The sequence below is a fragment of the Actinomadura luzonensis genome (genome assembly GCF_022664455.2).
GTDB lineage: Bacteria > Actinomycetota > Actinomycetes > Streptosporangiales > Streptosporangiaceae > Nonomuraea > Nonomuraea luzonensis.
In genome coordinates, this window is the sequence record NZ_JAKRKC020000001.1 from 4,385,114 (window position 1) to 4,407,904 (window position 22,791).

General features: G+C 71.1%; 17 protein-coding genes and 1 pseudogene. 10 read left to right on the forward strand and 8 right to left on the reverse strand.

The genetic code is table 11. From position 1 onward, the window contains the following. Positions 1 to 87 precede the first annotated feature (87 nt). The 4 genes from MF672_RS21065 (at position 88) to MF672_RS21080 (ending at position 3,953) form a co-directional block, all read left to right on the forward strand. Positions 88 to 579, forward strand: coding sequence for a cupin domain-containing protein (locus MF672_RS21065; RefSeq protein WP_242383058.1), 492 nt, complete (start codon positions 88 to 90; stop codon positions 577 to 579). Next, complete coding sequence (locus MF672_RS21070; protein ID WP_247815355.1) at positions 576 to 1,958, forward strand: MFS transporter; 1,383 nt, start codon at positions 576 to 578, stop codon at positions 1,956 to 1,958. Before MF672_RS21065 ends, MF672_RS21070 begins: the two co-directional genes overlap by 4 nt. A gap of 77 nt (positions 1,959 to 2,035) precedes the next feature. Further along, positions 2,036 to 3,655 (forward strand): IS1634 family transposase, encoded by a 1,620-nt coding sequence (locus tag MF672_RS21075; protein WP_444861108.1) that lies wholly within the window; start codon positions 2,036 to 2,038, stop codon positions 3,653 to 3,655. Between the two features lie 133 nt (positions 3,656 to 3,788). Then, positions 3,789 to 3,953: a hypothetical protein gene (locus MF672_RS21080; RefSeq protein WP_247815357.1), complete on the forward strand. Its 165-nt coding sequence runs from the start codon at positions 3,789 to 3,791 to the stop codon at positions 3,951 to 3,953. 39 nt (positions 3,954 to 3,992) lie between these two features. Here MF672_RS21080 and MF672_RS21085 read toward each other — a convergent pair whose 3' ends face one another. Further along, the gene (locus tag MF672_RS21085) at positions 3,993 to 4,772 is read right to left on the reverse strand and encodes a TetR/AcrR family transcriptional regulator (RefSeq protein ID WP_242382705.1); all 780 of its coding nucleotides are present in this window, start codon (positions 4,770 to 4,772) and stop codon (positions 3,993 to 3,995) included. A 53-nt stretch (positions 4,773 to 4,825) separates the two neighbouring features. Here MF672_RS21085 and MF672_RS21090 point away from each other — a divergent pair, with 53 nt between their 5' ends. The 4 genes and pseudogenes from MF672_RS21090 (at position 4,826) to MF672_RS21100 (ending at position 14,092) form a co-directional block, all read left to right on the forward strand. Next, a complete protein-coding gene (locus MF672_RS21090) occupies positions 4,826 to 5,167 on the forward strand; it encodes a hypothetical protein (protein WP_242382704.1) in 342 nt (113 codons plus the stop codon). A gap of 376 nt (positions 5,168 to 5,543) precedes the next feature. Then, on the forward strand, positions 5,544 to 13,445 hold the full coding sequence (locus MF672_RS21095; RefSeq protein ID WP_242382703.1) for a polymorphic toxin-type HINT domain-containing protein: 7,902 nt from the start codon (positions 5,544 to 5,546) through the stop codon (positions 13,443 to 13,445). Between the two features lie 44 nt (positions 13,446 to 13,489). Next, positions 13,490 to 13,588, forward strand: a pseudogene (locus MF672_RS52190) (hypothetical protein); the annotation flags it as partial. Positions 13,589 to 13,606: 18 nt separating this feature from the next. Beyond that, positions 13,607 to 14,092 (forward strand): HEAT repeat domain-containing protein, encoded by a 486-nt coding sequence (locus MF672_RS21100; protein ID WP_242382701.1) that lies wholly within the window; start codon positions 13,607 to 13,609, stop codon positions 14,090 to 14,092. Between the two features lie 325 nt (positions 14,093 to 14,417). Here the strand turns inward: MF672_RS21100 and MF672_RS21105 are convergent, their stop codons facing one another. Next, a complete protein-coding gene (locus MF672_RS21105) occupies positions 14,418 to 15,080 on the reverse strand; it encodes a cysteine hydrolase family protein (RefSeq protein WP_242382700.1) in 663 nt (220 codons plus the stop codon). Positions 15,081 to 15,188: 108 nt separating this feature from the next. Here MF672_RS21105 and MF672_RS21110 point away from each other — a divergent pair, with 108 nt between their 5' ends. Both MF672_RS21110 and MF672_RS21115 read left to right on the forward strand, forming a co-directional pair. Next, positions 15,189 to 16,133, forward strand: coding sequence for a glycosyltransferase family 9 protein (locus MF672_RS21110; protein ID WP_242382706.1), 945 nt, complete (start codon positions 15,189 to 15,191; stop codon positions 16,131 to 16,133). A gap of 54 nt (positions 16,134 to 16,187) precedes the next feature. Next, entirely contained in the window at positions 16,188 to 17,216 is a 1,029-nt protein-coding gene (locus MF672_RS21115) for a glycosyltransferase family 9 protein (RefSeq protein WP_247815358.1), read from the forward strand. A 70-nt stretch (positions 17,217 to 17,286) separates the two neighbouring features. On the opposite strand, the gene MF672_RS21120 is transcribed toward MF672_RS21115, so the two are convergent. Genes MF672_RS21120 through MF672_RS21145 form a run of 6 tightly spaced genes read right to left on the reverse strand, consistent with a single transcriptional unit; the run spans position 17,287 to position 22,658 of the window. Then, positions 17,287 to 18,501 (reverse strand): cytochrome P450 family protein, encoded by a 1,215-nt coding sequence (locus MF672_RS21120; protein ID WP_242383353.1) that lies wholly within the window; start codon positions 18,499 to 18,501, stop codon positions 17,287 to 17,289. Next, positions 18,458 to 19,753, reverse strand: coding sequence for a cytochrome P450 family protein (locus MF672_RS21125; RefSeq protein WP_242383352.1), 1,296 nt, complete (start codon positions 19,751 to 19,753; stop codon positions 18,458 to 18,460). Before MF672_RS21125 ends, MF672_RS21120 begins: the two co-directional genes overlap by 44 nt. Continuing rightward, complete coding sequence (locus tag MF672_RS21130; protein WP_242383351.1) at positions 19,750 to 20,343, reverse strand: GTP-binding protein; 594 nt, start codon at positions 20,341 to 20,343, stop codon at positions 19,750 to 19,752. The genes MF672_RS21125 and MF672_RS21130 overlap by 4 nt, the downstream gene beginning before the upstream one ends. Continuing rightward, positions 20,324 to 20,683, reverse strand: coding sequence for a DUF742 domain-containing protein (locus tag MF672_RS21135; protein WP_242383350.1), 360 nt, complete (start codon positions 20,681 to 20,683; stop codon positions 20,324 to 20,326). The genes MF672_RS21130 and MF672_RS21135 overlap by 20 nt, the downstream gene beginning before the upstream one ends. Further along, positions 20,680 to 21,120 (reverse strand): roadblock/LC7 domain-containing protein, encoded by a 441-nt coding sequence (locus MF672_RS21140; RefSeq protein ID WP_242383349.1) that lies wholly within the window; start codon positions 21,118 to 21,120, stop codon positions 20,680 to 20,682. The genes MF672_RS21135 and MF672_RS21140 overlap by 4 nt, the downstream gene beginning before the upstream one ends. Beyond that, positions 21,117 to 22,658: a histidine kinase gene (locus MF672_RS21145; RefSeq protein ID WP_242383348.1), complete on the reverse strand. Its 1,542-nt coding sequence runs from the start codon at positions 22,656 to 22,658 to the stop codon at positions 21,117 to 21,119. Before MF672_RS21145 ends, MF672_RS21140 begins: the two co-directional genes overlap by 4 nt. Positions 22,659 to 22,791: the final 133 nt, after the last annotated feature.

Below are 22,791 nucleotides of genomic sequence, written 5' to 3' on the forward strand. Positions count from 1 at the left end.
TAACTGCCGATCACAACCGCTCCTGGTTCCCCTCTTCTTCCCACGCTGCAATGGACTGCGATCCGCAAGCGCAAGGAACGGAGAACCATGACCAGCACATCGAAGGCCTTCGTCATGCCCGCGGCGGCAGCGGAGGTCGTCGCCCTGCCCGCGGGCGGAGCCTTCACCCTGCTCGCCGACGCGAGCGACACCGCCGGCGCGCTCGGCGCGAACCGGCTCGTCCTCGGGCCTGGCCGCGACGGCGCCCGCCCGCACTACCACGCCCTGTCCACCGAGCTGTTCTACGTCCTGGACGGGCAGGTGGAGTTCCTGCTCGGCGAAGAGCCGGTGACCGTCTCCCGCGGCGCACTGGTGACCGTCCCCCCGGGCCTGCCGCACGCCTTCGGCGCCGCACCGGGCTCGGCCGCGGACCTGCTGGCCGTCCTGACGCCCGGCGTAGACCGTTTCGGCTACTTCCGCCGCCTCGGCCGCGTCCAGCACGGCCTGGAACCCTTCGACGACCTCCTCCCCGACCAGGACCGCTACGACGTGCACTTCACGACCACCACCCGCTGGTCGTCCCTGCGGACCGCCCGATGAGCGCGGTCCGCCCAGCCGGGACCACGCCTCCTTCGGCACTCGGCGGGACCGGACGCGGACGGCGGCCGAGCGATCGGATCGGGCCGGTCTCGACCGCTCTCCGGCTCGGCGGGCTCTTCGGCCCGTCGGTCTTCGGCATCACCTCCGCCGCCGTCGCGCTGCCGCAGGTGGCCGCCGCGCTCAAGGCCGACACCGCGCAGGTCGCCTGGGTGCTCACGGCGCACGCCCTGGCGCTCGGCGTCGGCACGGCCGTCCTCGGCCGGCTGGCCGACTCCCGGGGGCCGCGAACGGCGTTGGCGGCAGCGGTGCTGCTGCTCGCCGGCGGCGCGCTGGTGTGCGTGGTGGCGCCCTCCCTCGGCGTCCTGGTGGCCGGGCGGCTGCTGCTGGCCGCCGGGTCGGGCGGCACCGCGGCGGTCGGCGCGGCGCTGCTCGCCGGGGTGACCGGGCCGGCCCGGCCGCGCGTGCTCGCCGGGTACGGCACGGCGGTGGCGGTGTTCGCCTCCGCCGCCACGCTGCTCGGTGGCCTGGTGACCGCCTGGCTGAGCTGGCGCGTCACGCTCGCGCTGCCGGCATTGTCGATCCTGGCGGCCCCGTCATGCCTGTCGCTCGCCACTCGCCCGGGCTCGCGCCGCCCGATCGACGTCCCCGGGGCGGCCGCACTGACAGTGGCCGTCGCCACACTGCTGGTGCTCGTGCAGGTCCGCACACTCCGGCTCGGCGCCCCGGTGGCCGTGACGCTGGCGGCGGGGTTCGTGCTCGCCGCTGGGGCCGTGGCCTGGCGGGCCACCCGGCGGCCGGACGGCTTCGTCCCGCGTGCGCTGGTCGCCGAGCCGGCCTGCCGCTCCGGGGCCGTGACCGGCGTCGGCGTGTTCGGCGGCCTCTTCGCCGCCATGTACACGATCCCGCAGATCCTGACAGGCACGCACGGGTGGGACGTGCTCGCGGTCGGCGTCGCGCTGCTCCCGGGCGCCGCGGCCGGCGCGCTCCTGTCGCGCCGAGCGGGACGGCTCGGTCCGGCCGGCGGCCGGCTCGTGCTGGCCGGCACCTCGCTGGCGGCGGCGATCGCCCTGGCCGTGACGGCGACGGAGTGGGGAGGCCCATGGCCGGCTGTGGTCGCGGCCTCGCTGTGTCTCGCCGCGTTCGCCGTCACCCAGGTCGTGATCACCGGCGAGGTGTCGGCGAGGTTGCCTGCCGCGTCGCGCGGGGCGGGCATGGGCCTGCTGAACCTGGCGTTCTTCGCCGGGGGCGGCGTGGCCTCGGCCGTCGTCGCCACCTGCGCCGCCGGGCTGGGCTTCTCCCGGGCGACGGCGGTCGTGGCGCTCTTCCCGCTCGCCGCGGCCGTCCTGGCCGTCGGGACCCGGAATCGCGGCGGCCGCTAGCCCCGTTTTCCGCACGTGCGGGTGTTTGAAGATCGCGGGGTTGCTGTGGTGATCGTCATCACGGTAGGACGTGGCGGGTGAGACAGCATGCGCAGTGGGGCCAGGCCAGTGTCGAGAAGATGCTCGGAGCATTACCGGTGATCGCGGGGTTCTGCTCGCGGCTGCGGATTCGGGAGCTGGTGGATGCGGCCTGCCCGGTGCGTGATGTCGCGCAGCTGACTCATGGTCAGGTGATCGAGGTGCTGGTGGCCAACCGGCTGACCTCGCCCGCGCCGCTGGTGCACGTGCAGGACTGGGCGCGCGCCTGGGCGGTGGGTGAGGCGTTCGGGACCGATGCCGAACTGCTCAACGATGACCGGATCGGCCGCGCGCTGGATGCCATCGCCCCGCATCTGGACCAGCTGGCCGGGTCGGTCGGGCTGGCCGCGATCGAGGCGTTCGGCATCGAGGTGACCCGCCTGCACTGGGACATGACCTCGATCTCGCTGCACGGCGACTACCCCCAGCCCGAGCCCGGATACGCGACGCCGCGTTTTGGTCACCCCAAGGACCGGCGGCCGGACCTGAAGCAGGTCCAGGCCGGGATCGCGGTGGCCGCTGATGGCGCGATCCCGGTCTTCCACCGCGCCTACGACGGCGCGGCCGGTGAGGTCGGGCAGGTCATCGGCGCCATGCAGGGCCTGCAGAAGCTGGCCGGCCCGCACCGCATGCTGATGATCGGCGATTCCAAGCTGATCTCGTATGCCAACCTGGCCGCCATGGACAGGGCGGGGGTGTCCTTCATCGCGCCGGCCTCCAAGCAGTACGTCAGCGCCGCGGCCCTGGCCGGTCAGAAGCTCGCCGACGCGACCCGGGTGGACTACGTCGCCGCCCGGGACGAGCGCAAGAGCGCCGACCGGCGCGGCCTCTGGCACGTGCACGAGGACGACGCCATGACGCTGGCCGGGCCGCGCAAGAAGGACCCGATCCTGACGCTGCGGCGCATCTTCGTGCACTCCTCCGCCCGCGCCCAGGCCGCCGCCACCGCCCGGGCCAAGAAACTCGATCGCGCCCGCGACGACCTGGCCCGGCTGGAACGCGGCCTGGGCAGCCGCCACTACCCCACCGAGCAGGCCGTCGCCGACCGCCTCGCCGCGATCGGCCGCGACCGCCGGGTCAGCCCCTACCTGACCGCCCAGGCCGGCACCGACCCCGACACCGGCAAACCCACCCTGGTCTGGCACTTCGACCAGAGCGCGATCGACGCCGACGCCGCCACCGACGGCTGGTACGCCCTGCTCACCAACCTGCCCCCCGAGGCCGCCGACGCCGAACAGGTGCTGCGCCACTACAAAGGCCAAGAAGCCGTCGAACGCCGCTACCAGGCCTTCAAAGGCCCGCTGGCCGTCACCCAGCTGTATCTGAAGAACAACCGCCGCATCCACGCACTGATCACCGTCATCTGCCTGGCCCTGCTCATCTTCTGCCTGATCGAACGCCAGGCCCGCCAGGCCCTCACCGCCCGCGGCCAGACCAAGGTCAACGGCCTGTACGCCGGACGGCCCGCGATCCCCACCGGCAGGCTCATCCTCGACGCGCTGGCCGGTATCCGGCTGATCCCGGGCACCGGCCAGTCACCCCCGACCATCCCGCAACCCACCGACCTCCAACTCCATCTCCTGGACCTCCTCGACATCGATCCACGAGACCTCCGCTGAAGATCACGCACGTGCGGAAAACGGGGCTAGCGTGCGGCGCGGAGGACCTTAAAACCAGGGTGACGTGGTAGCCGAGCTCTATCGCGAACTTCGCGGTGGACTCGACGCAGGTGTTCGCGAGCACGCCGGTTTCATGGCCCGCGACACCTCCCCTGCGCTGGACGCGGGGCTGCGCATCCGGCCGGTCGCCGAGACCGCCCGCGACACGCTCGCCTGGCTGCGCGTCTCCGGCCGCCCGGTGAGCCGCGCCGGCCTCACCCCCGCCGAGGAGACGGAGCTCCTGAGCCGCCTCCGCTGACGGTCGCACCGGCCGCCGCCCGGCAGGCGTCGGCCCGGTTCAGGCCCGTACGGCGCGGCAGAACGCGGCCGCCAGGTCCGCCGCCAGTTGGGCTCGCGCGGCCGCGGTCAGGCGTTCACCCGTGGCCAGCGCCGCGACGCTCCGCGCCAGCACCGGCCCGGCGAACTGGCTGAGCAGCGTCTTGTCCGGCAGGTCGCGGACCACGCCGGAGTCGACGTACCCCCTCAGCCAGCCCGTCATCAGGCCGGCGAAGCGGGGCGCGTAGCGCTGCCGCACGTGCGCGGCCAGCGCGCCCGCCGGCCTGGAGGCGATCTCGGCGAACATCGCGGCCATCACCCGTCCCTCGCCCAGCAACGCGTCGAGCACCTGCGCGTAGAGCAGGCGCGCGCCCCGCTCCAGGTCCGCGGGCGGCTCGGCCAGCACCTCCGCGACGCCCGGCATCGGGCTGTAGCGGTCGAAGACCGCCGCGAGCAGGCCGTCGCGACCGCCGAGCTGTCCCTGGATCGCCTGCACGGTGCATCCCGCCTCGGCGGCGACCATCTCCAGCGTCACCTCGCCCACCCCGAGCTCGCCGTAGAGCCGGGCCGCGGCCCGCACCGCCCGGTCCCCCGCGGACCGCCGGGACGTGCCCGCGCCGTGCCTGGCCAGGATCTCGTCGAGGTGACGCCGGTGACCGATGCGGCGGATCAGCGTGCTCCGCGAGATCCCCAGCACGGCGGCGATGTCCTCCAGGCTCAGCTCGCCGTACTCCGCCCCGGTCCCGGCGAGGTGGCTCCGCAGGACCCTCGCCACTTCCTCCAGCCGCGCGCCGCTCTCCACCCGCTGAAACTTACACTTGTCTTTAATACAAGACAAGTGTCATGCTCAGGTTCATGTACGCATTCATCCGCAGGTACCGCATGGGCACCGGCTCCGTCGACGACCTGATGCGCAAGGTCGACCGGCAGTTCGCGAGCCGGATCGGGACCGGCGCCGACGACCCGTCCGGCGTGCCCGCGGGCATCGTCAGCTACCAGGCGATCGACACAGGTGACGGCACGATCGTCACCGTGACGCTGTTCGAGACCGAGCAGGCCTGCCGCCGGGCGGCGCAGGGAGCGGAGAACATCCGCCTCGCCCTGGCCGAGTTCCAGGTGGAGGAGATCGGCACCTTCACCGGCCCGGTCATGCTGTCCCGGGCCGACGCCACGCTCCTCACCCCGATAATGCACTGACCCTCGTCTTGTAGCGCACAAGCGCCACCGATCAGCGAGACGAGCACCCGACGCCGCACGCAGGAACCGCAGTCACGCAGCTGGCATATCTCACCCCATCATTGGGCTCCCTGACTCGGGAAGCACCTCTGGCCGGAACTCCGATCCACAGCACCAACCGATCCGGTGACATTTGTCCGGTAAGCGACACTCCGTGCTCATTTAGTGGCTGAATTAGATCTTGTTGCCTGATCATCGCGAAGTTACGCTTTGCCCGTTTGGTCAGATGCTCCGAGCCGCACGAGCCGGGAACCTGTTTCCCGTCGGGTGGGTGGAGCGACGTCCGGCATTCGCCTCGCGTGAGTGCCCCTCGTTGTGGGTCGGAGCGTGACGGCGTATGCGCCGCTATTCGGCATGGGCTCGTTCGCCCTTCGCGGTGGGTTCGCTGCTGGCCGTTCTGTTGCCCGGCCTGCTCGGGCTCGCCGCCGGGCCGGCGCAGGCCCAGCCGCGGACCGCCCAGGCGCTCGCCGGTGCCGTCTCGCTCGATGACATCCCGCGGCAGGCGCGCGGGTCCGCGGCCCCGCTGCCCGCGTTGGTGGACAGCGCGGTCACGCGGACCTCCGCCGACCCCGGCACCCCAGGCCGGAGCGCGAAGCCGCCGAAGAACGCGATACCGAGGGAAGTGGTCACCGGCAGCAGGAGCCGCCAGACGTCACCTGCGGCGGCCGTCCCATCCGGTGGCGGCGGTTCGGCGATCATGGCCCAGCTGGCCGCCGAGCCGCCTTGCGGCAATGTACAGCCGTGGCAGGCCAGCTACGCGGTCTCGGCCGGCGCGCAGCGGCATTACCAGCGCATCATCTACCGCGCGAAGATCAGCATGACCGGCCCGGCCAACACCACCCCGCCGCCGCAGAACACCTCGGCCTGGGCGAAGGAAGGCCCCTGCCCGCCTCCTGCCGCCCCCACCGTGACGCAGATGAGCCCGGACGACCGGGCGCAGGTGACCACCGCCGAACCGGTCCTGTCGGCCTCGGCCAGTACCTGGGACGGCGGCACGGTCGGGTTCGACTTCGAGGTGTGCACCGGCCCCGACATGAACGAGTGCACCACCGGCGAGGACTGCTGCGCGCTGTCCGGTACCTGGACCCTGCCCCAGGGGACACTGACCTGGGGCCGGCAGTACTGGTGGCGGGTGAAGGTCTCCGACGCCTCCACCATCGGCGGCCAGAGCGCCTACTCCCAGACCCGCACCTTCGTTCTCGGCGTGCGCCAGCCGGCCATCACCTCGCGGCTGTCCACCCGCGGCGCCGACGGGCAGGAGTTCGACGAGGCGTCCGGCAACTACACCACGACCTTCACCGATGCGCAGGTCGCGGCCGTCGGGCCGCCGCTGAGCGTGGTGCGCTCCTACAACAGCCTGGACCCGCGCCGGGACGGTGCGTTCGGCGCGGGCTGGTCCACCCGCTGGGACATGCGCCTGGTCGAGGAGAGCGTACGCGGGCGGGCGGCGGCGCTCGTCACCTACCCGGACGGGCGGCAGGTGCGCTTCGCCAAGAAGAGCGACGGCGGCTACCAGCCGCCGCCGGGCATGTACGCCACGCTGGCCAAGAACACCGACGGCAGCTGGCGGCTGATGGACAAGTCGGCCACCTCCTATCTGTTCGACAGCACCGGTCGGCTGGCGAAGGTGAGCGACCAGCGGGGCCGCAGCCAGGTACTCACCTACGGCAGCGACGGCAAGCTCGCCACGGCCACCGCCGTCGGCGGCCGTTCCCTCACCTTCACCTGGACCGGTGCCCACGTCACCACGGTGAGCACCGACCCTGTCGACGGCACGGCGCTGGCCTGGAGCTACACCTACGACGGGGACGTACTGATTAAGGTGTGCAACCCACGCCAGGAATGCACCCAGTACGCGCACAACCCGGGATCGCTGTATCGCAGCACCGTGCTGGACTCCGACCCCATCGGCTACTGGCGCCTCGGCGAAAGCTCCGGCTCGGTGTCGAAGGACCTGGGCTGGCTCGGCGACGCGCACTACAACGCCGGCTACACACTGGGCCAGCCGGGCGCCCTGGCCGGCACCGCCGACACCGCGGCGGGCATCCCGGCCGCCCGGACGGACGCGATCAACCTGCCGGCGGGCATCATCCCCACCGTCGGCGCGTGGGGATCGGTGGAGACCTGGTTCAAGACGACCGGCACCGGCAGCATCATCACCGTCGGCGGCACCTGGGGCTCCATCACCAACGCGTTGCTGCAGGTGACCACGGACGGCAAGCTGTCAGCGGCCTACCACTACGACTCCGCCCGGATCACCTCGGCCCAGAAGGTCAACGACGGCGCCTGGCACCACGCGGTGCTGACCGCCGCCGGCGACCTGCAGACGCTGTACGTCGACGGCACACCCGCCGCGACCCGGGCCGCGGAGATCCGCTACACCGAGCCGGAGTACAGCCAGTACATGAACCTCGGCGGAGTCACCGCCGCGATCGACGAGGTCGCCGTCTACGACCGGCCGCTGACACCGGCGGAGATCAGCCGCCACTACGCCACACGTGCCGCGGCGCCGAACCGGCTCACCAAGATTACTCTTCCGTCCGGGCGGGTGTGGGCCGACAACACCTACGACGGCTCCACCGACCGGATCAAGACCCACACCGACAACAACGGCGGCACCTGGCAACTCAGCGAACCGGTCAACAACCACGACACCGGCACCTCCACGGTCACCGTCACCGACCCCATGAACGAGAAACTGACCTCCGTCCATGACGGCTGGCGCGGCTACCGGCTGACCTCGCACACCGACCAGGAGAACAAGAAGACCGGCTACGACTACGACACCGCGGGCTTCGTCTCCCAGATCACCGACGCCAACACCAACAGCGTCACCCTGACCAACGACGAGCGCGGCAACCCGCTGACCTACCGCACCTGCCGGGACACCACGACCTGCCAGACCACCCACTACGAGTACTACCTCAACAAGGACGACCAGTTCGACCAGCGCAACGACCGCGTCCTGAAGATTCGCGACGCCCGCTCGACCGGCGCGACCGACAACACCTACGCCGTCAGCTACGACTACAACGCCTTCGGCGAGCAGACCAAGCAGACCACCCCGGCCACCCTCGACTTCCCCAACGGCCGCTCCATCAGCACGGCCTACACCGACGGCACCGAGCCCGCGACCGGCGGCGGCACGACTCCGCCCGGCCTGGTCAAGACCAGCACCGACGCCAAGGGCAATTTCACCGCCTACACCTACACCGCCGCAGGAGACCTGGCCGAACAGACCGCCCCCACAGGGCTGGTCATCAAATACGGCTACGACGCGCTCGGCCGGGCGACAAGCGAGACGCAGGTGTCGGACGCCGAGCCGAACGGGGTGAGCACCGGCTACACCTACGACGCTGTGGGCCGGCTGGCGACAGTGACCGCGCCCGGGGTGAAGAACGAGATCACCGACGTCGTCCACACCGCCAGGACGACCTACACCTACGACGCTGACGGCAACCAGCTGTCGGAGACCGTCACCGACCTGACCGGCGGCGATGCCGAGCGCACCACCAGCTACACCTACGACGCCCACGGCCTGCAGGAAACCAGCACCGACGCCGAGGGCGGCGTGATCCACACCACCTGGAACCCGCTCGGGTTGCAGGCCACTCTCACCGACGAGCTTGGCGCGGTGTTCGGCTACACCTATACCAAGCGCGGCGAACTGGCCTTGCGCACGCTGAAGAACTGGACTGGCAGCCCGGTCAACCCGCAGCCGGCCACGACGATCACCCTGGAGTCGTTCTCCTACGACCCGGCCGGGCGGCTCGCCGCGCAGGTCGACGCGATGAACCGCAAGATCTCCTACACCTACTACGGCGACGACCTGCTGGCGCAGGTGATCGCCGATGACGTCCGGCTCAACGACCCCGCCGCTGCCCTGCGTGATGTGGTGCTGGAGGACTACACCTACGACGCGACCGGCAACCTCACCAAGCTCGACACTCCCGGGCCGACCATCGGCAGCTCGGTGACCAGCGCGTACGCCTGGGACGCCGCCTCCCGCCTCACCTCCGCCACCTTCGACACCGCCACGCTCAAGCGCAAGACCGTCTACGACTACGACGCCAACGACCAGGTGACGAAGGAGACCCGGACCGCAGCGGGCAGCAGCCGCGCCGAGACCACCAGCTACGCCTACAACCCGGCCGGCATCATCACTCGCCAGACGGTGGAAAACGGCGCCGAGGACCTGACCACCACTTGGGAGGTCGACGACCGCGGCCTGGTCACCGCGATCACCGACCCGCGCGGCAACACCGACGGCGCCACCGCTGCCGACTACACCACCCACCAGCGCTACGACGCCGTGGGCCGACTGGTCGAGATCAAGGTACCCAGCGTGCAGATCGACAAGGCCGGCACCGCGGCCGCCGGTCGTCCGGTGAGCCGGATCGGCTACAACACCTCAGGCTGGCAGACCCACGTGCTCGACCCCGAGGGCCGGCTGGCCACCTCCGGCTTCGACCGCAACGGCCGCCGCACCTCGCTGACCGCGATGCCCTACACCCCGCCCGGCGGCACCGCGCTCACCCCGAAGATGGGCTACGCCTATGACCCTGCCGGCCGCTTGATCAAGGTCACCGATCCGCGGGGTTACGCCACCGGCATCGACTACGACGCGCTCGACAACGCGGTGCGGGTCACCGATCCGCCGGCCGCGGCCGGGCAGCCGGCCGGTCAGTGGATCTCGGAGTACGACCTGCTCGGCGAGGAGACCGCCGGCGTCGACCCGACCGGCGCCCGGACCCAGGCCACCTACGACGACCTCGGCCGCCAAATCACCCAGACCGTCATCGAGCGCAAGCCCACCAGCGCCGCCTACGTCACGAATTTCGAATACAACGACGCCGGCTACCTCACCAAGCAGATCCGGCCGGGCAACAAGACCACCGGCTACACCCTGCACCCCGACGGCCAGGTCAAGACCGAGACCAGCCCGGCCGGCAACGCCACCAGCTATGACTACGACCTGGCGGGCCGCCCGGCCAAGATCACTAACGCGCTCGGCAATACGCTGACCGGCGCCTACGACCTGGCCGGCCGGCTGACCGGTCTGACCAGCTCGGACAACACCGGTGCGACGGTGCGCACCCGTGCCTTTGGTTACGACGCCGCCGACAACCTCATCACTTCCACTTCCGGCGAGGGCCGGATCACCCGCCGCGAATACGACGCCATCAATCAGCTGACCAAGCTGGTCGAACCGGTCACCGCCAGCAAGTCGATCACCACCAGCTTCGGCTACGACGCCTCCGGCGCCCCTACTCGCACCACCGACGGCCGCGGCAACGCCACCTGGACCGGCTACAACAGCCTCGGCCTGATCGAAACCCTCACCGAGCCGGCCACCACCGCCCACCCGGACCTGGCCGACCGCACCTGGACGCACGTCTACGACGCCTCCGGCAACGAGACCGCGCTCGTCCAGCCCGGCGGGGTCCGCCTGGACCGCACCTACGACGCCCTCGACCGGGTCACCAAGATCAGCGGTTCCGGAGCCGGGATCGTCGCCGCCGACAAGACCTACGGCTACGACCTGGCCGACCGAGCCACCACAGTGGGCGACCAGAGCCTGGAGTACAACGACCGCGGCCTGCTCACCAAGATCACCCCGCCCACCGGAACAGCCAGCACCTTCGCCTACGACGCCGTCGGCAACCCCACCCAGCGCATGGACGCCACCGGCACCACCACCTACACCTGGGACGCCGCCGACCGGCTCAAGACCGTCACCGACCCGGTCAGCGGCCGCACCAACACCTACGACTACGACCAGGCCGACCGGCTTTCCACCATCACCTCCGCCAACCCGGTCAACACCCAGGTCTACACCTACGACGCGCTGGACCGGCCGCTCACCCACACCCTGAAGACCAGCAGCGGCGGCCAGCTCGCCAAGATCACCTACGGCTGGGACAAGGACGACAACCTCACCTCCAAGAAGACCGAAGGCCTGGCCGGCGCCGGCGACAACACCTACACCTACGACCACGCCGGCCGGCTGACCTCCTGGACCGGCCCCGACGGCACCACCACCGGCTACGAGTGGGACGACTCGGGCAACCGCACCAAGGCCGGAGACAAGACCTACACCTACGACGAACGCAACCGGCTCACCGAAGGCGACGGCAGCACCTACACCTACACCCCGCGCGGCACCCTGGCCACCCAGACCAAGAACGGCGCCACCCGGCACCTCACCTTCGACGCCTTCGACCGGCTGATCAACGACGGCGAGGCCAGCTACACCTACGACGCCTTCGACCGCGTGGCCACCCGCCAGAAGTCCGGCGGCGCCCAGCAACGCTTCGCCTACGCCGGCCTGGACAACGACATCGTCGCCATCACCGACGCCGCCGGCGCCGTCCAGGCCCGCTACGGCCGCGACCCCTTCGGCGCCCTGGTCAGCGTCCAGGAAGGCACCGCCCCGGCCGCCGGCGGACTCACCGACCTGCACGACGACCTGATCGGCACCTTCACCGGCACCGCCCTGTCCAGCACCACCACCTACAACCCCTACGGCGAGGTCACCGCCCAGGCCGGTACCAAGCCCAGCCTCGGCTACCAGAGCGAATACACCGACATCGACACCGGCACCGTCAACATGCATGCCCGCTGGTACCAACCCAGCACTGGAGGCTTCGTCTCGCGCGACAGCTGGAATCTGGAGCCGGACCCTTCTCACCGGATGAATCGATATGGCTATGCGCAAGCCAGTCCACTGATCCACACCGATCCATCGGGCCACGCACCTAATCCAAGGTGCTATCGGCTGGTGAGCGTCCCTGTCGCGGGCGTCCCATTGGCTGCTGCCTGTGATGTGCTCACCGATGCGAAGCCGACCGCATCAGATGATGTCGCGAAAGGCTCATGCAAATGGTCAGATCCGCGGCCGGAGTGCAATAAACCCGCCGCCAAGAAGGATCCGTGTGCCGAATTCAGCAACAGATGCCCAAACAATAACCGAGGAAACCATCAGGACAGCACAGGACCTGAGCGGAAACGGAACCCTCAGCCCCAGACGCCTACTTCCGGCCCTCGAGGCGGCAACCCTCAGCAGAAACCGACTACCAAACCCAAAGCACCAGGAGACAAATTCCCGCAGGTAAACGTACATACACCTAACTGTAAGACGTGCTTCATAGATGGTCACGAGCCAGGCATCGAATGGCCTGAGACAGAATTTCTGACAGACGGCGACATCTTCCTTGGCCCCATACTGCCATTAATTCCAATAATCGCCCTGCCGGTGCTGACTGTCCCTCCGGCGGCGGTCGCTATTCCTGTAGTCATTGGCCCTCCTGCCACTAGTCTGCCCGTCGATCCACCACCACCGCCGCCTACGTCAGATACGGCTCCCTCCACCCCGAAGCGCTCGACTTCGCGGCCTTGCATCGCAGGGAACAGCTTCATCGCTGGAACCCCTGTACTCATGGCCGACAGCAGCACCAAAGCCATCGAGGACATCAAGATCGGCGACCGCGTCGTCGCGACCGATCCTGCAAGTGGCCGTACCGAACCTAAGCAGGTCACTGCATTGATCACAGGGCAGGGTGATAAGACCCTTAGTGAGATCACCCTGGATATCGACGGGGGCCACGGCGACAAGACCGGCATTATCACGGCAACCGATCGGCACCCCTTCTGGGTGCCCGCCCTCAGCGAATGGTTGGGTGCCGGCCAACTCAAGCCGGGCATGTGGCTGCAAACTTCTTCGGGGACCTACGTTCAGGTAGTCGCGATCCGACTGTGGACGTCGGTAAGATACGTCTACAACCTAACCACAGAGGGTCTGCACACCTATTACGTGCTCGCAGGTGGCGCGGCCGTCCTCGTCCATAATCAGAATCCAGACGGTTGCCAGCCTCCGTTATTCGTACTCAGAGATGGCGAGGGGTCACCCGCAGCGGACATTGCCAAGAGCAGGGGCGGCCCTACTGGCGGAAGGCCTGTACCCCGATCAATAAGAGACAGAATGCTTCAAGAGGAGGCCAACAGGACGGGCGGCGAATATCAGTGTTGGCGCTGCGGGCAGCGATCCTCGAATCCGGATAACATGCAGATTGGTCATCGAAATGTGCCCAGGAAAAGCAACGGAAATCTGGATCCCGCTAATCTGTGCGTGGAAGGGGCAGCCTGTAACAGCAGTGCCCAAAATCGCGGGTTCGTTACAACGGGCATGTCCTGCGCCGAACGCGGTGGGTGTGGAGCTGGTTATGGCCGTTTCGACTAAATTCCAGTCCGGGAGAGGTAATGGCACTCAATCTTCACCAGGCGATGGAGCAGCTCGGAGATCCCTCATCGGCACGACGGCGTAGCGCGGCCAAGAGGCTGAGGAAGCTACAGGATCCCTCCGCTGGGCCGGCTCTCTTGGATGCGCTGCAGCGAGAGGTCGTGAGAGAGCAGACCTGGGAAACGCAGTACCAGATGATTATGGCACTGGGGATGTGTGGGTACACACCCGCCCTGCCGACGCTGCAGAATCTGGCGACCTCTCCCGACATGCATCTCGAGGCCACCACTGTTACAGCCCTAGGAGATGCCATCGTTCGATTGGGGCGATCTTCCGCGGATGACGCATCCCCCATTTTGTGGTGCCTGGAGTCAAATAACGATGACCTGATCAATGGCGCACTTCGAGCCATGGCAACGCTACAAATGGTGCCGAACGACGGAGCCGTGGACACGATAATCAGTTCTGTATCAGAACGCGACCCACTAGATATGCTTCGCTTCTGGACAGCCGTAGCTGCAGCCGGCTGGCCAAGGGAGAGGGTGCGCGACTTCCTGGTGCAGTGCACGATGAGCGGCCGCACGGATACTTCAGAAGCAGCCAAGGCTGCACTGGCCGAGAAATACTACACCTATCGCGTCCTTTAGCTACAGCGACTGTTTGTAGAGGCTCTAGGGGCTGTGGCAGTCGATGCGATATAGGTCTGCAGTAGGAGCGACGGACGTAGTGGGGACTATGCGGTGGCTTGACGCCGCGGTCTTGCCACGCCGGAACACAGCAGCACCTACACGATCCCGCTGCGCGTCCTTACGCCGGCTCCGGCACGGACGCGCCGTCAGATGCCCGCCGAGCGCCAGAGACCAGCGTGGGATCGTTTTGAGGATCTGAAGGCTCGGAGCCTCTACTTGACGAACGGCCTGTTCCCGGCCGCCTCAGAACCACGGTGACCCTGCGACGCGGCCTTCTGGCGGGTCAGCGTGCGGCGCGGAGGGCCTTGAGGAGGTCGGCCGTGGTGAGGATGGCGTGGGCGAAGGTGGGGCCGCTGAGGTCGTGGGCGGCGTGCAGGAGCTCCGGGCTGTAGGCGGCGGTGGCGTCGCGGACCAGGGTGACGTGGTAGCCGAGCTCCATCGCGAACTTCGCGGTGGACTCGACGCAGGTGTTCGCGAGCACGCCGGTCGCGATCACGTGGGTGATGCCGTGCTGGCGGAGCAGCAGGTCGAGGTCGGTGTTGGCGAAGCCGCTCTGCGCCCAGTGCTCCTTGGCCACGACGTCGTCGCCGTCCGGCGGGACGAGGTCGGTGCGCCACTCGCCGCCCCAGGTCCCGGCCGCGAAGGAGTGGCGTTCCTGGATGCCGCGCTGGGTGGGGTTCGGGTGGTCCCAGTCGTCGTAGTCGCCGGGGCGCCACTGGCGGTGCGGCGCGATGAACACCCGGATGCCGGCCTCCCGGGCCGCGGCGGTCACCGCGCGGAGGTTGTCGAGGAGCTTGACCCGCTGGGCCACCTCCTTCAGCCGGGGCCAGATCTTGCCGCCCTCGGACAGGAAGTCGTTGTAGGGGTCGATGAGGAGGACGGCGGTCCGGCGGGGGTCGTACGACGGCGCGGCGGCTCCCCCGGCGGCGGGTGTCTGGGTGCTCACGCCCGTGGTGTACCCCGGTGCGGTTCTCGCGGCGCGGGGGCGGGGCTCTCTTGGCGCGGGGGCGGGACTTTCTTGGCGCGGGGGCGGGCAGGGGAGGGTGTGAACGTCATGCCGGAGGCCGCGCCCACGTTGCTGGCGTTGCGGGCGCTGAATCTCGGGGATCTGCTCGTCACCGTCCCGGCGCTGCGCGGGCTGCGCCGCCGCTATCCCGGGCATCGGCTGCTGCTGGCCGTCAATCCGGCGCTCGCGCCGCTGGTCCGGCTGATCGGGGCGGTGGACGAGGTCGTGCCGCACCGCGACCTGCGCCCGCCCCCGGTGCGGGCGCCCGACGTGGCCGTGGACCTGCACGGCGTGCTGCCCGACAGCGTACGGGCGCTGCGCGGCACCCGGCCCGCCCGCCTGGTGGCCTTCGCCTGCCCCGAGGCCGGGCATCCGCACGGCCCCGCCGTGCGGGACGTGGAGCACGAGGTGGCCAAGTGGTGCCGGCTGGTCCGCTCCGACGGCGGCGAGCCCGACGAGGGCGACCTGCTGCTCGCTCCCCCGGACGTCCCGAGCCCGCGGCCGGGCGCGGCGATCGTGCATCCCGGGGCGGCGTACGGCAGCAAGCGGTGGCCCGCCGGGCGGTTCGCGGCCGTCGCGGCGGCGCTCGCGGCCGGCGGCCACGACGTGGTGGTCACCGGTTCGGCGGCCGAGCGGGACCTGGCGGCCCGGGTGGCGGGCGAGGCCGGGCTGCCTCCGGAGGCGAACCTGGCCGGGCGGACCGGCCTGGCCGCGCTCGCGGCCCTGGTGCGCGGCGCGGCGCTGCTGGTGTGCGGGGACACCGGCGTCGCGCACCTGGCCAGCGCGTACGAGCGTCCGTCGGTCGTGCTGTTCGGCCCGGCCTCGCCGCGCATCTGGGGCCCGCCGGGCAAGCCGGTGCACGCCGCGCTCTGGCACGGCGACGGCGAGCGGGAGGTGCAGACGGACGTCCCGGACCCGGCGCTGCTCCGGATCACGGTCGAGGAAGTGGTGCACGCCGCCTCCGCAGTGCTCCATTGCTCCTACTCTGCGTAGTTTGGGCTGGTGAGGGGCGGGCACGACCTCGTCATGACGGGGATCCTGGAGGGCGTGAGGAAGATCGCGGTACTGCGGGCCAACGCGCTCGGCGACCTCATCGTGGCGCTGCCCGCGATAGCGGCGGTGAAGGACACCTACCCCGACGCCCGGCTCGTCCTGCTGGGCAGCGCCTGGCACGCCGACTTCCTGCGCGGCCGGCCAGGCCCGGTGGACGAGGTCGTCGCCATGCCGCCCATCACCGGCCTGACCACCCGGCCGGAGGCCCGCCCGGCGCCGGAGGAGCTGATGGGACGGCTGCGCGAGCGGCGCTTCGACCTCGCCGTGCAGATCCACGGCGGCGGCCGGCACTCCAACCCGTTCGTGCGGCGCCTCGGCGCACGGGTCACCGCCGGCTTCCGCACCCCGGACGCCGAGCCCCTGGACCTGTGGCTGCCCTACGTCTACTACCAGCACGAGACCCTGCGCTACCTGGAGGCCGCCGCGCTGGTCGGCGCCCGCGCCCGCGAGGTAGAGCCGCGCGTGGCCGTCACCGCCGCCGACCGGGCCGAGCTGCGGGACGTGCTCGGCGAGCCGCCGCCCGGCCTGGTGGCGCTGCACCCGGGCGCGACCGACCCGCGGCGGCGCTGGCCCGCCCGCCGGTTCGCGGCCGTCGCCGACCGGCTCGGCCGCCCGGTCGTGGTGACCGGCACGCCCGAGGAGGCCGGCCTGGTGGCGGAGGTCGTCGCCGCGATGCGCCGGCCCGCCACGCCGCTCGTGGGGGCGCTGAGCATCGGCGGCCTGGCCGCGCTGTACCAGCGCTGCGCCCTCGTCCTGGCCAACGACACCGGGCCGCGCCACCTGGCCGCGGCCGTCGGCGCCGCCACGATCGGGCTGTACTGGTGCGGCAACCTGGTCAACGCCGGCCCCCTCACCCGCGCCCGGCACCGGCCGCTGGTCTCCTGGACCACCGCCTGCCCGTGCTGCGGCGCGACCGGGGTGGACCTGCGGGCGGGGCGCTGCGCGCACGACGACTCGTGGATCGCCGCCATCACCGTGGACGAGGTGATCGAGCAGGCCGAGCTGCTCCTCGGCCGGAGTTGAGCGGGGGTGGACGCGGGCCGGGCGGGCGGCTGATCCGCCCGGCCCGCGCGGTCCTTCCCGGCACCCCGAGCTAGGCGACGGCGGCTCCGAGGACGACCGGCAGCTCGCGCACGTCGTTGCTGATGAACGACGGCTGCGGCGCCAGCGACGCCACCGGCCGCGCCAGTGCCAGCCGCGGGAACCGGGCGAACAGGGCGGGCAGCGCGATGCCCGCCTCCAGCCGGGCCAGCGGCGCGCCGAGGCAGAAGTGCATGCCGTGCCCGAAGGCGAGGTGCTGCCGGTCGCGCCGGTCGATGTCGTAGCGGCCGGGGTCGGGGTTGACGGCCGGGTCACGGCCGTGCGCGCCGAACCCGATGAGGATGAGGTCCCCCTTGTCGATGGTGACGTCCTCGCCCAGGTCGATCGCGGCGGTGGCGTAGCGGAGCGGCAGGTGCATGATCGGCGGATGCAGGCGCAGGCTCTCCTCGATCACGTCGGCCCACCGCGAAGGGGCCGCGCGCACGGCCGCGAGCTGGTCGGGGTGGGTGAGCAGGGCGACGACGGAGTGGTCGATGAGGGAGACGGTCGTCTCGCTGCCCGCCCCGATCATCAGGATCAGCGTGCTGACCAGCTCGTCCATGCTGAGCCGGTCGTCCTCGCGCCGCTGCGTGGACAGCAGCAGGCTGGTCAGGTCGTCGCCGGGCCGCTCGCTCTTGGCGGCGACGAGCCGGTGGATGCCGGCGTACATGTCCCGCTGCACGGCGGCCGCCTGGTCGGGGCCGAGGGTGGTGTCGAGGACGCCGTCGATGGCCGCCAGCATGGCGGGCCGCTGGACGTCAGGGACGCCGAACAGGTCGCAGATGACCCGGCTGGGGATGCGGTAGGAGAAGCGGGAGCGCAGGTCGAGCGGCCGGTCGGCGGGCTCGGCGGCCAGCTCGTCGAGCAGCGAGGCGACGATCGCCTCGATCGCGGGCCGCATCGCCTCGATGCGGCGGCCGGTGAAGGCGCGGCCGACCAGGTCCTTCAGCCGCTTGTGGTCGTCGCCGTCGGCGGTGAACATGCTGACCACGTCCACCCAGGCGGTCAGCCAGGCGACGGCGAAGGGCCGGTAGCCCGGCCAGGACTTGCGGGCGTCCTTGGAGACGTCGGGGTGGGTGAGCAGGCGCTTGACCACGTCGCCCCTGGTCACCGACCAGGCGACGAGGTCTCCGGGGAGCAGGACGCGCACGGCGGGGCCCGCGGCGCGCAGGTGGTCGGCCTGTTCATACAGGCGGGTGCCGGTGGTGTCGAGGGGGGTTGGTGCCATGGTCACGGAGACCTCCAGCGTTCGGCAAGGACGGTGCGGTGGGGGTGTCTGCCGTATGGGGGCGGAAGCGGATTCCGAGGCTGGCGGGGCATTGGTGGAACGGGCCGGGCCGGTTGGGCGCGAACGGGTCGATGAGGTCGAGGTCCCACAGGCGGTCGAGCAGCGTCTCGATGCCCGTCTGGGCGATGATCGAGGCGTGGCTCACGGCCGGGCAGCGGTGCGGCCCGGCCGACCAGGCCAGGTGGGAGCGGTTGCCGTAGCCGGGATGCGGCACGCTCGGGTCGGTGCCGGTGGCGGCGTGGCTGACGAGCACCGGCACGCCGGCCGGGATCGGCACGCCGTGCAGGGCGGTGTCGTAGCGGGCGTAGTGGACGGCGAAGTTGGCCATGGGCGAGTGCGTCCACAACGCCTGCTCCATGGCCCGCCGCACGGTGACCGCGCCGCCCGACAGGTCGCCCGCGTAGGTGGCGTCGGTGAGCAGCAGCCGCAGCGTGGCGGCGATCCAGGCGGCGGTGGGGATGGTGCCGGCGCCGATGAGGACGACGAGCTGATGCAGGATCTCCTCGTGGCCGAGCCGGGCGGGGTGGGCGAGCATCCAGGTGGTGCAGTCGTCGCCGGGCCGGCCGCTCTTGAGCTGGATGATCTCGGCGAGGACGGCGGCGAGGTCGGCCGCCGCCTGCTCGGCCCGCGGGCCGGCGTCGATCATGCCCTGGCAGGCGGTGACCATGCGCTCGACCATGGCCGCGGGGCAGCCCATCAGGTCGGCGAAGACCAGCAGCGGCAGCAGGTCGGCGTACTGGCTCATCAGGTCGGCGTGGCCGTCGCGGGCGAAGCGCTCGATCAGGACGGCGGCGTGGCCGCGGGTGCGGTCGCGCAGGTGGTGCAGGTTGATCCGGGCCAGGCAGTCGTCCATGGCGTGGCGGAGGCGGGCGTGGCGGTCGCGGTCGGCGTACAGGAGGCTGGGGCGGAAGGCCATGAGCGCCAGCACGGGGCTGTCGCGCGGCACCGCCCCCCGGGCCAGGTCGCCCCACAGGCGGCTGTCCTTGCTGTAGGTCTCCTCCTCGTTGAGCAGGTCGCGGGCGGCGCGCCGGCTGACGACGACGAGCGCGCGCACGCCGGGGGCGAGCTCCGCCCAGGCCACCGGGCCCTCGGCGCGCAGCTTGTCGTAGGCGGCCTCGGGGCGGGCGGCGAACTCCTCGCCGTACAGGCGCACGCCGCCGGCGGCGGGGCCGCTGCTGGTCGGGACGGTCATCGGGCGGGCTCCAGACGGGACTGCGTGATGATGGCGGTGACGAGGGCGATGAGGCCCTGCTTGGCCGAGCCGAGCTCGCGGGCGTCGAGGCTGACCAGGGAGCGGTCGTGGGGCAGCGCCAGGGCCTCGCGCAGGTCGGCCTCGCGGTGCAGCGGCGCGCCGGCGAAGTGGTTGATCGCGACGGTGTACGGCAGGCCCGCCTGCTCCAGCAGGTCGATGGCGGGGAAGCTCTGGTCGAGCCGGCGGGTGTCGGCCAGCACGAGCCCGCCGAGCGCGCCCTCCATGAGGCAGCGGACCATGCCGCTGAAGCGCTGCTGCCCGGGGGCGCCGAACAGGTAGAGCACGATGTCGGGGGTGAGCGTGAGGCGGCCGAAGTCCATGGCGACCGTGGTGGTGCTCTTGTCGCGCAGGTCGTCGAGGTCGTCGACGAGCTGACCCGCGCGGGTGAGCTGCTCCTCGGTGTGCATCGGCCGGATCTCCGACACGGTGCCGATGAACGTCGTCTTGCCCACGGCGAACGGCCCCAGCACGACGATCTTGACGGGCCGGGCGGCGGCGGGCACGTAGCGGTCAGAGTTTGTGTAGGGCATCCAGCACCTGCTGCAGGAATTCGAGGTCGTACTGACCGGCGGCGGGCACGTAGGGCGCCCGGGCGCCGAGGTGGCCGCTGTCGACGAGCCGGGCGACGATCGCCTTGACCACCGCGCCGGGCAGCCGCAGGTGGTAGGCCACCTCGGCCACCGACAGCACGCCCGGCCGGCACAGCGCCATCGTCCGCTGGGCGTGCGCGCCGAGGCCCGCGCACGGGCGGTGCGGGTCGGCGATGAGGAGGGTGGCCTCGTCCAGGGCGGAGCGGGACGGCACGTCGCCGCCGTCGATGGCGGCGTGCGAGCGCACCATCCCGGCCCGCCGCTGCCGTGGCCCGGTCACGACGGCTTGCCCCGCTCCCGGGCGCCCAGCACCGGCTGCAGGCCCCTGATCGTCTTCATGATGGCCGCGATGGCGACGGCGACCGGTCCCGTGGTGGAGCCGCCGCGCACCGCCGCGGCGAGCCCGGTGCGCTCCCCCGCGGCGAACAGCAGCACCGTCACGTCCGACAGGTCGCTGATCATGTGCCGCCAGGGCGCCGACAGCTCCTGCTCGGCGGGCATGCCGCAGAAGCCGGCCAGCTGGCGCTGCAACGACTGCAGGCCCGCCATCATCGCGGCGGTGCGCTCGGCCTCCTCCCGGCTGAGGCCGTGCGAGCGGGCCAGCAGCAAGCCGTCGGTGGTGAACAGCATCGCGTTGATGAGGCCGTCGTTGTCGCTGACGAGGCGGTTGAGGTGGCCCGTCATGTCGATGGTGTCGGCGGTGTGCTGGGTGGTCATGGCTGGGGTTGTCCTTGGTCGGTGTCACGGTCGGCGTACGCGGCCCGCAGCGCCTCGAAGATCGACCCCATGCCGGCGTCCAGGTCGTCGGCCGGCACGGCGTCGGTCATCGGACGCTGAGCCGCCGCCGGGGCGGCAGGGCGGCGCACCGGCTGCTGCGCCCGGCGCTTGGGCAGGCCGGAGGCGGTGGTCAGGGGCACGTCGGCGGCGGCCGGCCGCTGCGCCGGGGGCTCCTCGCGGGGCTCGCCCGGCTCGCCCGGCTCGCCGGCCAGGGGGACGGCCGGGGCGGGCGGGAGGAACTGGTCGGGCAGGGTGGCCCAGTCGGGGTGGCCGGGGCCGTACGGGACGCCGTCGCCGGTGCCGGCGCCGGTGCCGGCGCCGGCACCGGCCGGGCCGGGGCTGGTGAACTCGGTGCTGAACGGGTCGGCGGCGTCGGCCGGGACGCGGATGATCATGTGCGTCGGGACGAGGCAGACCGCCTTGACCCCGCCGCTGCTGGAGGGCGCGCTCACGTCCACGCGGAAGCCGTACTCGTGCGCCAGGCGGCCCGCCACGGCGAACCCGAGCCGGCGCTCGTCCCTGAGGGCGGCGGCGTCCATCGGCGTGCCGCTCGACAGCAGGTGCTCGGCCTCGGCCCGCTGGAAGCCGTTCATGCCGAGCCCGCGGTCCTCCACGACGACGCGGTAGCCCGCCTGGACGGCCTGGACGTAGACGTCGACCCGGTCGTCGGAGTAGCTGGTGGCGTTGTCGAGGAGCTCGGCCAGGGCGACGATGATGGGCTCGGCGACCCGGCCCTCGACCACGACCTCGCCGACGTCGGCCTGGTAGGTGTGGTCGACCCGCAGGTACGGCCCGATGCGGCCGCGGGCGCTCTCGACGATCTCGCGGAAGGTGCAGTCCTCGCGCTGGACGCCCGGCCAGGACCCGGCCAGGATGCGCAGCCGCTGGAGGCTGTGCAGGGCCTGGGTGGCGAGGTGGTCGATCTCGACCAGGCCCTGGTGGTAGGCGTGGGCGCCGGCGTGGTCGTCCAGCTCCTCGTCGATCTTGATCTGCAGCCGGGTGAGTGCCGCCTGGGCGGTGTCGGCCACGCCGCGCACGCCCGAGCGGGCGGCGGCGGAGACGTCGGCGCGGATGGCGGCGGCCCGGTCCTTGAACAACTGCTCGGCCTCCTTGCAGCGGACGGCCACCGCGGTCTCGGCCAGGCATTCGTGCAGGAGGCCGGGAAGCTCGACGGAGGGGTGCCCGGCCTCGATGTCGGCGACCGCGCGCAGCCGCTCGACCAGGCGGCCGAATTCGCCGGCCGCGGCGTCGTACCACTGTTTATTGATCTCGGCCTGTTGCGCGGCGGTGTCGGCATTCTTGCGCGCCGTCTCGGCCTTCTGTTCCGCGGCGCGGGCGTCGCGGCGGGCGACGTCGCGGGCCCGTAGGGCGGCCCGCTTGGCGCGGGCCTGCCAGAGCAGGGCGCCCGTCAGCGCGAACACGGCGGCCGCGAGCACGGCGCCGAGCAACGCACCGACCAGGAGATCCGGTGTGATCATGACGAGTCCTTGGTCGTCGGGACTGCCTTGACTTCACTTTTACCAGTTCTCCACGTTGACTCCACGGTAAATCGGCGGGCAAATTCCCCGGCGAAAGGTGAATAAAATTCAGGAGGTTATACGAGGATTATTC

Coding starts and splice junctions, on each gene's coding strand:
- MF672_RS21130 (WP_242383351.1), bottom strand. CDS start 20,343: ATGCCCTACACAAACTCTGACCGCTACGTGCCCGCCGCCGCCCGGCCC.
- MF672_RS21140 (WP_242383349.1), bottom strand. CDS start 21,120: ATGACCACCCAGCACACCGCCGACACCATCGACATGACGGGCCACCTC.
- MF672_RS21125 (WP_242383352.1), bottom strand. CDS start 19,753: ATGACCGTCCCGACCAGCAGCGGCCCCGCCGCCGGCGGCGTGCGCCTG.
- MF672_RS21145 (WP_242383348.1), bottom strand. CDS start 22,658: ATGATCACACCGGATCTCCTGGTCGGTGCGTTGCTCGGCGCCGTGCTC.
- MF672_RS21070 (WP_247815355.1), top strand. CDS start 576: ATGAGCGCGGTCCGCCCAGCCGGGACCACGCCTCCTTCGGCACTCGGC.
- MF672_RS21110 (WP_242382706.1), top strand. CDS start 15,189: ATGCCGGAGGCCGCGCCCACGTTGCTGGCGTTGCGGGCGCTGAATCTC.
- MF672_RS21120 (WP_242383353.1), bottom strand. CDS start 18,501: ATGGCACCAACCCCCCTCGACACCACCGGCACCCGCCTGTATGAACAG.
- MF672_RS21080 (WP_247815357.1), top strand. CDS start 3,789: ATGGCCCGCGACACCTCCCCTGCGCTGGACGCGGGGCTGCGCATCCGG.
- MF672_RS21065 (WP_242383058.1), top strand. CDS start 88: ATGACCAGCACATCGAAGGCCTTCGTCATGCCCGCGGCGGCAGCGGAG.
- MF672_RS21095 (WP_242382703.1), top strand. CDS start 5,544: ATGCGCCGCTATTCGGCATGGGCTCGTTCGCCCTTCGCGGTGGGTTCG.
- MF672_RS21090 (WP_242382704.1), top strand. CDS start 4,826: ATGTACGCATTCATCCGCAGGTACCGCATGGGCACCGGCTCCGTCGAC.